Genomic DNA, 8,608 nt, shown 5'->3' with positions numbered 1-8,608 from the left:
TGGCTCACAATGAACATCCTCTCCTACGGACACAACATCCGTACAAGTTGGGTGTCCACTAAACGAGGGTAACCTCATAGAAGCTTCACGATTGCCTAGCGGCAGCGAAGAATCGGCGAGCCCTATCGGACTTCGCGTTGTCAATAACCTGGTCTGCAGGCCCCTGTTCGGCTATCTTCCCGCCATCCAAGTAGATGACGGTATCCGCAACCTCACGCGCGAACTCGATTTGGTGCGTGACGATCAGCATCGTCATACCTTCCTCTGCGAGTTGCCGGATGACCGCGAGGACTTCGCCGACCAACTCGGGGTCTAGCGCAGAAGTCGGCTCATCCAAAAGCATAAGCCGAGGCCCCATCGCCATCGCTCGGGCAATCGCCACACGCTGCTGCTGCCCACCCGAGAGCTGATCCGGATAGTGCCCGGCAAAGTCTTCAAGTCCGACTTTCTTCAACTCTGCGATGGCGTCTTTACGGGCATCCTCTTTGCGCTTTTTCAAAACGCAAACAGGCGCTTCCATCACGTTTTCAAGAGCCGTCTTATGTGGAAACAAATTAAATTTTTGAAATACCATGCCAACCGATTGACGATCAATTGCGAGCTTTCCGTCCCCACTAATACGTATCGATCCAACGCCTTCAGGCTCATAACCAAGTAGATCGCCAAATACCTCGATCCGCCCAGAATCAATTACTTCCAGCCGATTGATACATCTGAGCAAAGTGGACTTCCCAGACCCGGAAGCACCCAACAGGCAAACCACTTCTCCTTCGTTTTGAACGAATGAAATTTCATCCAGAACCCGCCTCTCACCAAAACTCTTTGAGACACGGTCGACCGTGATCGCATGCGCAATCTGGTCATGTTTATTTTCTTGCTGTCGACGTGCATGCATTTACCTCAACCCCTACTATTTATTCGAGACGTAGCGTCCTCGACTCAAGCGTCGTTCAAGCCGGATTTGAACTGCGGTAAGTATTGTAACCATGACCAAATACCAAATGGAAGCAACCAGCAGAAGCGGAATCACCTGATAGTTGTTCGAATATATTATCTGCGCCGAGTAAAGCAGGTCATTAAGAGCAATTACACTGACGAGAGACGTGGTTTTCAACATCGTGATGACCTGATTTCCGGTCGGCGGAACGATGACCCTGAGCGCTTGGGGCAGGATGATCCGAGACATCCGTTGCCGAGAGTTCATGGCAAGTGCTCCAGCAGCCTCCCACTGTCCGCTATCGATGCTCGATATTCCTGAACGTATAATCTCAGCCATGTAGGCACCCTCGTGCAGCGAGAACGCCAGAAACGCTGCCATAAATGGAGATATTATTTGATTCGCGTTGAACTCCAGGGAAATATCCAAACCTGGCACTTCCACGCCAGTAGCCGGAAAAAGCGCAGCCAAGTTGAACCAAAGCAGAAGTTGCACAAGCAGCGGCACACCTCGGAAAATCCATATGTAGCCCTCTGCGATTATGTATAATTGTTTCGATTTCGACAATTTCATCAACGCCAGAAGCGCCCCGATAACCGTACCGCAGACCGTTGCCGCTATTGTCAAAAGTACAGTATTTACAATCCCAATAAGGATGTTGGGGTCAAATAGAAATTCGGCTACCGTAGGCCATCTGAAGTTCGGGTTAAGCGCGATCACTACAGTGGCAACAACCACGATTGATATAGCTATGTATCCGCCGATTTTTGCACGCGTGTCGCGGGCTGGTAGCACCCGGGCGGGGGTTTGTTTGACGTTTTCCGCAATAGTAGCCATGTCAACCTTCAATCTCCGTGGATTCAATCCGCTGGTCTTGCATCGAATATTTTTCAAGCAACCGGTCATAACCTCCGTTTTCCATCAGTTTCTTCATGGCCATTTCTATAGCTTTCGAAAGGTCAGATCCTTTCGTCACCCCTATCCCCAGTGTTGAACCTTGGGTGAGCTTTCCATTTTCCACTAATCGCGTTTCTTGGGACGCGGCATAGGAGAGTACTGGTGCATCTACTGCCGTAGCGTCCACCCTCTGGCTGAGCAAAGCTAGCAATGCTTTTTGCTGGTCAGGGAATGCCGCTGTTTCAAGCTCAGGAGCGCCTATTTGTTCACATTTTTCAGCTTCTTCAGGAAGTACCGTCGTCATTTGGTATGAACCTGCCGATGCGCCTACTTTGCGACCACATAGCGTCTCGGGCGTTACTTCATTTTCGCGCCCTTCAAGTACGCCAAGGGAAGTGGACGATTGGTAGTAGTGGACGAAGTCCAGTACTTCTCGGCGCTCATCCGAAATCGCCATGTTGGAAAAGGTGACTTCGTACCGTCCAGCCTGTAACCCCGGTATAATTTGGTCGAAAGGAGACGCGTGAATATCCGTTTCGAGCCCCATTAGAGCTGCTACATGGGTGGCTAGATCAGGGTTGAACCCCTCTATCTTCCCTGTTGCCGCATCCGGTATGTTTAGGGGCGCCATTCCGTCCGCGGTTATAACAGTTAGTACCCCATCGCTTGCAACGTCTTCAGGTACTAGAGCAGTAACTTCTGGGTCGGGGTTAGGCAGCGGAATATCATGATTTCCGTCTGTCCCGGTAGTCTCAGTCTTTACCGGGGAACATGCACTGACGAGCAGAAGCCCAGTGCATGCAATCGTTTTTAGGCCACGGTGCTTCATTTTTCCTCCTGGCCATCTTGTCGCTCGGGCGGAAGATCTTGCTTAGCTGGATCTGATTCGGTGATGCCTCTACAAATCGATACGGTCCTGGCTTGATGCCGGATAGTATCAAGGGCAAATGTTGTTTTGTGCATTTTTCTAGGCTCGGTGTTTGTTGGTACTTTTTATGTATCAATCTGCAGTCTTCAGGGCTTCCCCCGAACCCCGCGGTGCAGTACCCAGTCTTCTTCGGTTTTTCGTTCCTCTATTGGTGTGTACCCGGGTTGCTCCAGGAACATCACCTACATCACGGCCATGAGCACTGCTGCCGTTTTTGCTGGCGGAGCTGCACGCTTCCTTGCGCTCTCGACTCCACGGTCGTTGTTCGCGCGTGGATTCAAATCCTGCGGAACATGCGATTGTCGATAGCGTCGGGCGTCGTACCCGTCTTCGCTTCGGGTACCTTCTTCGCACAGGCCCGGGTTTTGCCGAGCCTTCTTAGAAGTAGATGCCCAGGGGTGTAGTCGCTCTCCCATTGCACCTCAGAATTGCCTCCTTTCCCCTTGCACGGTTGGCTTCCGTTACAGGTCGGTATGGCGTTGCCGTGAGACCTCCGGATACAGCGACAGGCACAGGTTGGTCAGGGTCAACGGATCCGAGAGCGACTCCCCCAGCAGCTCCTCGATGCGCCGCAGCCGGTAGCGCACCGTGTTCTCGTGGACCAGCAGCTGCGCGGCCGTGCTGGAGACCGTCAGCCGGGAGCGTAGGTAGACGATGAGGGTCTCGCGCAGTTCGGGGTGCTCACTCAGGGGTGCCACGAACCCGGTGAGCGCCTCCTGGCCGGCCCGCGCGCGGTTGGCCGCGAGCAGCCACTCCGCCGGGGTGAGGTCCTCGGCCGCGATCACCGCGGGTGCGCCCGCCTGCCCTTCCTCGGCGCGACCCGGCACCCGGCGGCGCGCGACCTCCGCGGCCGTGCGCGCCGTGCGCACCGCCTCCGGCACGCGCGTGAGCTGGTCGAATGCGGCCGAGAGCCCTGCGATCACCGACGGGGTCGCTGCCACGTCCGCCGCGCCCTCGGCCTCCCGCTCCCCCGGCTCTTCCCGCTCCCCCGACCCCGCCAGCGCGGCGGCGAGCCCGCCGCGCGCGCTCTCCGCGGGCAGCGCCAGCAGCAGTTCGGTCTCGCCCTCGCCGCTCGCCTCGAGGGCGAGCATCGGCAATTCGGCGACCCCCGCGGCGTCGGCAAGCGCCGCCACCGCCTCGGGCGCCAGCCTGTCCCCGGCCGCGTCGGTGCACACGGCCAGCCGCAGCGGGGCGTACGGGGTGAAGCCGAACTCTGCCATGCGGCGCCAGGCGCGGTGCTCGCCGGCCGGGCTGACGCCGAGGCGCAGGTCGCGCAGCAGTTCCGCGGAGCCGATGCTGCGCTGGGTGCGCGAGAACTCGTCGACGGCCCCGTAGGAGCCGAGCACTGCCTCGACCGCCTCGAAGGCCGGCGGGGCCACGGCACGCACCCGCCCGGCGTCGAAGGCGGCGAGGACGAACTGGTAAGCGTGCGCGCCGACGCGGACCTCGCGGGCGGCGGTGAACCAGCGCCCGATCTCGCCGTGGCCAGCCACTCGCGCACGAGCGCCACCGGCGCCCCGCCCGAGGAGCCGAGCAGCTGCGCGCCGTCGCCGAAGACGAGTGCCGCGCCGTCGACGGCCTGCGCGAGGGCCTCGACCAGGCCGGTCAGCGGTTCCAGGCCGGTCCCGGCGCGCAGGACCGCGCGCATGACGGCGAGCTCCTCCTTCGGGTCCGTCATGGATCTCCCCTCGCTCGGCCGTTTCCTTCCGCGCGGCCTGCCCGCGCCCGGGTCTTGTGGTTTCCACAAATCCGGTTGGGAAGAATCATAGTTTTTTCATGGTCGTCGCGGACACACCGAACGCCAGATATGGCACAACTCATATAGAGGAGGAAACCATGTCAGAGCTCAGAGTCGCGGTCGACGTCGGCGGAACCTTCACCGACGTCTGCATCTTCGACGACACCGAGAAGTCCATGCGAGTCACCAAGGTCCCGTCCACCCCCGACGACCCGATGCGGGCCGTCATCGCCGGCGTCGAGCGCGGCGAGATCGACCTCAGCAACGTCGAGTTGTTCTCCCACGGCACCACCGTGGCCACCAACGCCCTGATCACACGCCGCTTCCCCAAGACCGCGATGGTCACCACGAAGGGCTTCCGGGACGTCCTCGAGATCCGCGACGGCACCAAGGACGAGCTGTGGGACGCCTACAAGGACGTCTCCGGGCCCTACCTGCGCCGCCGCGACCGCTTCGAGGTCACCGAGCGCGTCGACTCCGCCGGCCGCGTCGTCGAGCCGCTCGACGAGGACGAGGCCCGTGACCTGGCCCGCCTCCTGCGCAAGCGCGGCGTGGGCACCGTGGCCGTGTGCTTCATCAACTCCTACGCCAACGGCGACAACGAGGTGCGCATGCGCGAGATCCTCGAGGAGGAGCTGCCGGAGGCGACGGTGTCGACCTCGGCGGAGATCCTGCCGGAGATCTTCGAGCACGAGCGCTTCAACACCACCGTCTCCAACGCGGTGCTCGGACCCCTGGTCGCCGGGTACGTCGAGCGCCTGGACGGCAAGCTCAAGGACGGCGGCTACGACGGCGACCTGCTCCTGCTGCACTCCGGCGGCGGGTCAATGACGCCGACGATGGTTAAGCGCTTCCCGGTCCGCCTGGCGGCCTCGGGCATCGCGGCCGGGGCGATCGCCGCCCAGCACATCGCCGAGCAGTGCGGCTACCGCAACGCCGTCGGCCTGGACATGGGCGGCACCTCGACGGACATCTCGATCGTCGCCGACGGCGAGCTGCGCGTGACCAAGGAGTGGGAGGTCGAGTACGGCCACCCGATCGTCTTCCCCAGCATCGAGGTGCTGACCATCGGCGCCGGCGGCGGCTCGCTGGCGCACATCGATATCGCAGGCTCCCTGCGCAACGGCCCGCAGTCCGCGGGCGCGGACCCGGGCCCCGCCTGCTACGACCAGGGCGGCACGGAGCCGACGAACACCGACGCGAACCTGGTGCTCGGCCGCCTGGGCACGCAGCTCGCGGGCGGCGCGATGAGCCTGAACGCGGAACTGGCGGAGCAGGCCGTCAACGAGACGATCGCCGGCCCGCTCGACCTGGAGACGGCGGAGGCCGCGGAGTCGATCCTCAAGGTCGCCAACGCGAACATGGCCGACGCGGTGCGCCTGGTCTCCATCCGCCGCGGCCTGGACCCGCGTGACTTCGCGCTGATCGCCTTCGGCGGCGCCGGCGCGCTGCACGGCGCGGAGGTGGCCCGCGAGCTGGGCATCCCGACCGTGGTGGTGCCGCCGAACCCGGGCGTGACCTCGGCGATGGGCTGCCTGCTCGTCGACGTCCAGCACGACCTGGCCACCATGTACACCACCTCCACCGACGACGCGGACCGCGACCACCTGGAGCACGAGTTCGCCGCCCTGGAGGACGAGGCCACCGAGCGGCTGCGCCACGAGGGCGTGGCCGAGGAGGACCGGGAGCTGCGCCGCGGCATCTCGATGCGCTACGCCGGGCAGTGGCGCTCCCTGCAGGTCCCGATCGGCTCCGGCCCGGACGCCCTGGACGCGGTGGTCACCCGCTTCCACGAGGAGCACGAGCGCCAGTTCTCCTTCCGCAACGACGAGACCCCGGTGGAGATCTACCAGCTGCACCTCAAGGCCGTGGGCAAGACGCCGAAGCCGGCGTTCACCCCGACCCCGGACGCCGGGGAGAAGACCCCGGAGCCGACGGCCACGCACAAGGTGCACTTCCGCCGCGACTGGCACGAGACCCCGGTCTACAACCGCGACGCGCTGGGCCCGGGCATGGAGATCGCCGGGCCGGCGATCATCAACCAGCTGGACTCGACCACGGTCGTGCCGCCGGAGACCCGCGCCGAAATCGACGAATGGCTCAACATCCGCATCCACCTGACGGGAGACGACCAGTGACCACCACAACCGATTCGCCCACCAGCCTGCACCCGGTCACCTTCGAGGTGCTCAAGAACGCCTTCGCCACCAGCGTGGACCTGATGAGCGAGCAGATCCTGCGCACCTGCTACTCCTTCGTGATCTACTCGCGCGACTTCTCCTCGGCCCTGTGCGACGCCGAGGGCAACACGGTCATGCAGGGCTCCGGCGACATCGCCGTGCACGTCGGCACGCTGCACTTCCAGTGCAAGGCGGTGCTCGAGGAGTTCGCCGACGACATCCACCCGGGCGACGTCTTCTGCGTCAACGACCCGTACCACGGCGGCACCCACATCAACGACGTCAGCTTCATCCGCCCGATCTTCGTCGGGGACGAGATCATCGGCTTCGCCCAGAACAAGGGCCACTGGGCGGACATCGGCGGCAACGTGCCGGGTTCCTTCGACGTCAACGCCCGGGAGCACTTCTCCGAGGGCCTGCGCATCACCCCGGTGCGCGTGCGCAGCGAGGGCCGGCTGCTTCACGACGTCGCGCAGTTGCTGGTGTCCAACACCCGCGCGCCCGAGCAGGCCTTCGGTGACCTCAACGCGCAGACCGAGGCGACGGCGGTGTGCGAGCGCGAGGTGCTGCGCCTGGTGGACAAGTACTCCAAGGACACCGTGGTCACCGCGATGCGTGAGACGCAGGACTACGTGCGCCGCACGGTGCTCGGCAGCCTGGCGGACCTGCCGCACGGGGAGTGGGAGACGGTGGACTACATCGACTCCGACCCGGCCTTCGGCGAGGGCCTGGTGCCCATCAAGGTCAAGCTCACCCTCGACGGTGAGGGCATCCACTACGACCTCTCGGAGTCGGCGCCGGCGGTCTCGACGTTCCTCAACTCCGGTTACGGCGCGACGCACTCGGCGATCTACGCGGGCACCAAGACCTTCTTCCCGGAGGTGCCGCTCAACTCCGGCTTCTACGCCGCGGTGACCGCGGAGCTCGGCGGGGAGGGCTCGGTGGTCAACGCCGGCTGGCCGTACGCCGTGTCGGGGTTCTGCTCGGGCCCGTACGAGAAGGTGATGAACGCCGTCTTCGAGCTGTGGAGCCAGATCATGCCGGAACGGGCCATGGCGTGCGCGTTCAACCTGGAGTATCTGCTGGTCGGCGGGCATGATGCGCGCACCGAGGAGCAACGGTACTTCATGTGGTACGACTGGATGGCCGGCGGCTGGGGTGGCCGCTCGACCAAGGACGGTTCCTCGGCGACGGCGCCGGTGTTCGGCACGGGCCTGGCGGTGCAGTCGGTCGAGGGCCAGGAGCGCCTGAACCCGGTGCTGACCACGGGCCATGAGATCAAGGCGGACTCCGGCGGGCCGGGTAAGTTCCGCGGCGGCTGCGGCGTGGAGAAGGGCGGCACGCTCACAGACGCGCTGAAGGCCGTGATGAGCTACTGCTGCGACCGCGGCCGCTCGGTGACCTGGGGCATCGAGGGCGGGCTGCCGTCGGTGCCGCACGGGGTGTGGCTGAACAAGGGCAGTGACGAGGAGCGCTACCTGGGCGCGACGTTCTCGGACGTGAAGATCCGCCCGGGCGACACCTTCACCCGCCCCTCGGCCGGTGGCGGCGGCTACGGCGACGCGCTGGAGCGCGATCCGGAGGCGGTGCTGGAGGACGTCATCGACGGCTATGTGAGCATCCGCCGCGCCGGGCGCGACTACGGCGTGGTCATCCACGAGATCGACGCGGAGCTCGACGAGTACGAGATCGACGAGGCCGCCACCACCGCCCGCCGCGAGGAGTTCCGTGCGGCGCGTGCGGAGTGGCTCAACGCGGATCCCGAGGAGGTCGCCCGCGGTTACCGCGAGGGCGAGCTCGACGTCTACGACGTGGTCCGCCGGCACGGCGTGATCCTCGAGTGGGGCTCCGGCGAGCTGCTGCCGAAGACCACCGAGCATTACCGGGAGACGATGCAGCGTCGCTCGGCGAGCGCCTGGTGATTGCCT

General features: G+C 63.6%; 6 protein-coding genes. 2 read left to right on the top strand and 4 right to left on the bottom strand.

Features of this window, described 5'->3' with window-relative positions:
- Nucleotides 1–85: 85 nt before the first annotated feature.
- The 4 genes from QP119_RS04225 to QP119_RS04210 all read right to left on the bottom strand — a co-directional run bounded on the left by QP119_RS04225 (nt 86) and on the right by QP119_RS04210 (nt 4,255).
- Nucleotides 86–895, bottom strand: a complete 810-nt coding sequence (locus QP119_RS04225; protein ID WP_284773835.1) for an amino acid ABC transporter ATP-binding protein — start codon at nt 893–895, stop codon at nt 86–88.
- A gap of 15 nt (nt 896–910) precedes the next feature.
- The gene (locus QP119_RS04220; RefSeq protein ID WP_284773833.1) at nt 911–1,774 is read right to left on the bottom strand and encodes an amino acid ABC transporter permease; all 864 of its coding nucleotides are present in this window, start codon (nt 1,772–1,774) and stop codon (nt 911–913) included.
- A 1-nt stretch (nt 1,775) separates the two neighbouring features.
- The gene (locus tag QP119_RS04215; protein WP_284773830.1) at nt 1,776–2,663 is read right to left on the bottom strand and encodes a transporter substrate-binding domain-containing protein; all 888 of its coding nucleotides are present in this window, start codon (nt 2,661–2,663) and stop codon (nt 1,776–1,778) included.
- Nucleotides 2,664–3,223: 560 nt separating this feature from the next.
- Nucleotides 3,224–4,255, bottom strand: a complete 1,032-nt coding sequence (locus tag QP119_RS04210; protein WP_284773829.1) for a PucR family transcriptional regulator — start codon at nt 4,253–4,255, stop codon at nt 3,224–3,226.
- Nucleotides 4,256–4,598: 343 nt separating this feature from the next.
- On the opposite strand from QP119_RS04210, the gene QP119_RS04205 reads away from it, so the two are divergent.
- Both QP119_RS04205 and QP119_RS04200 read left to right on the top strand, forming a co-directional pair.
- Complete coding sequence (locus QP119_RS04205; protein ID WP_284773827.1) at nt 4,599–6,638, top strand: hydantoinase/oxoprolinase family protein; 2,040 nt, start codon at nt 4,599–4,601, stop codon at nt 6,636–6,638.
- A complete protein-coding gene (locus QP119_RS04200) occupies nt 6,596–8,602 on the top strand; it encodes a hydantoinase B/oxoprolinase family protein (RefSeq protein WP_423777754.1) in 2,007 nt (668 codons plus the stop codon). Before QP119_RS04205 ends, QP119_RS04200 begins: the two co-directional genes overlap by 43 nt.
- Nucleotides 8,603–8,608: the final 6 nt, after the last annotated feature.

It is taken from the genome of Corynebacterium frankenforstense, assembly GCF_030211955.1.
GTDB classification, from domain to species: Bacteria; Actinomycetota; Actinomycetes; order Mycobacteriales; family Mycobacteriaceae; genus Corynebacterium; species Corynebacterium frankenforstense_A.
The sequence above is the reverse complement of the archived record's forward strand: the minus strand, read 5'-3'. Positions and strand labels throughout refer to the sequence as shown.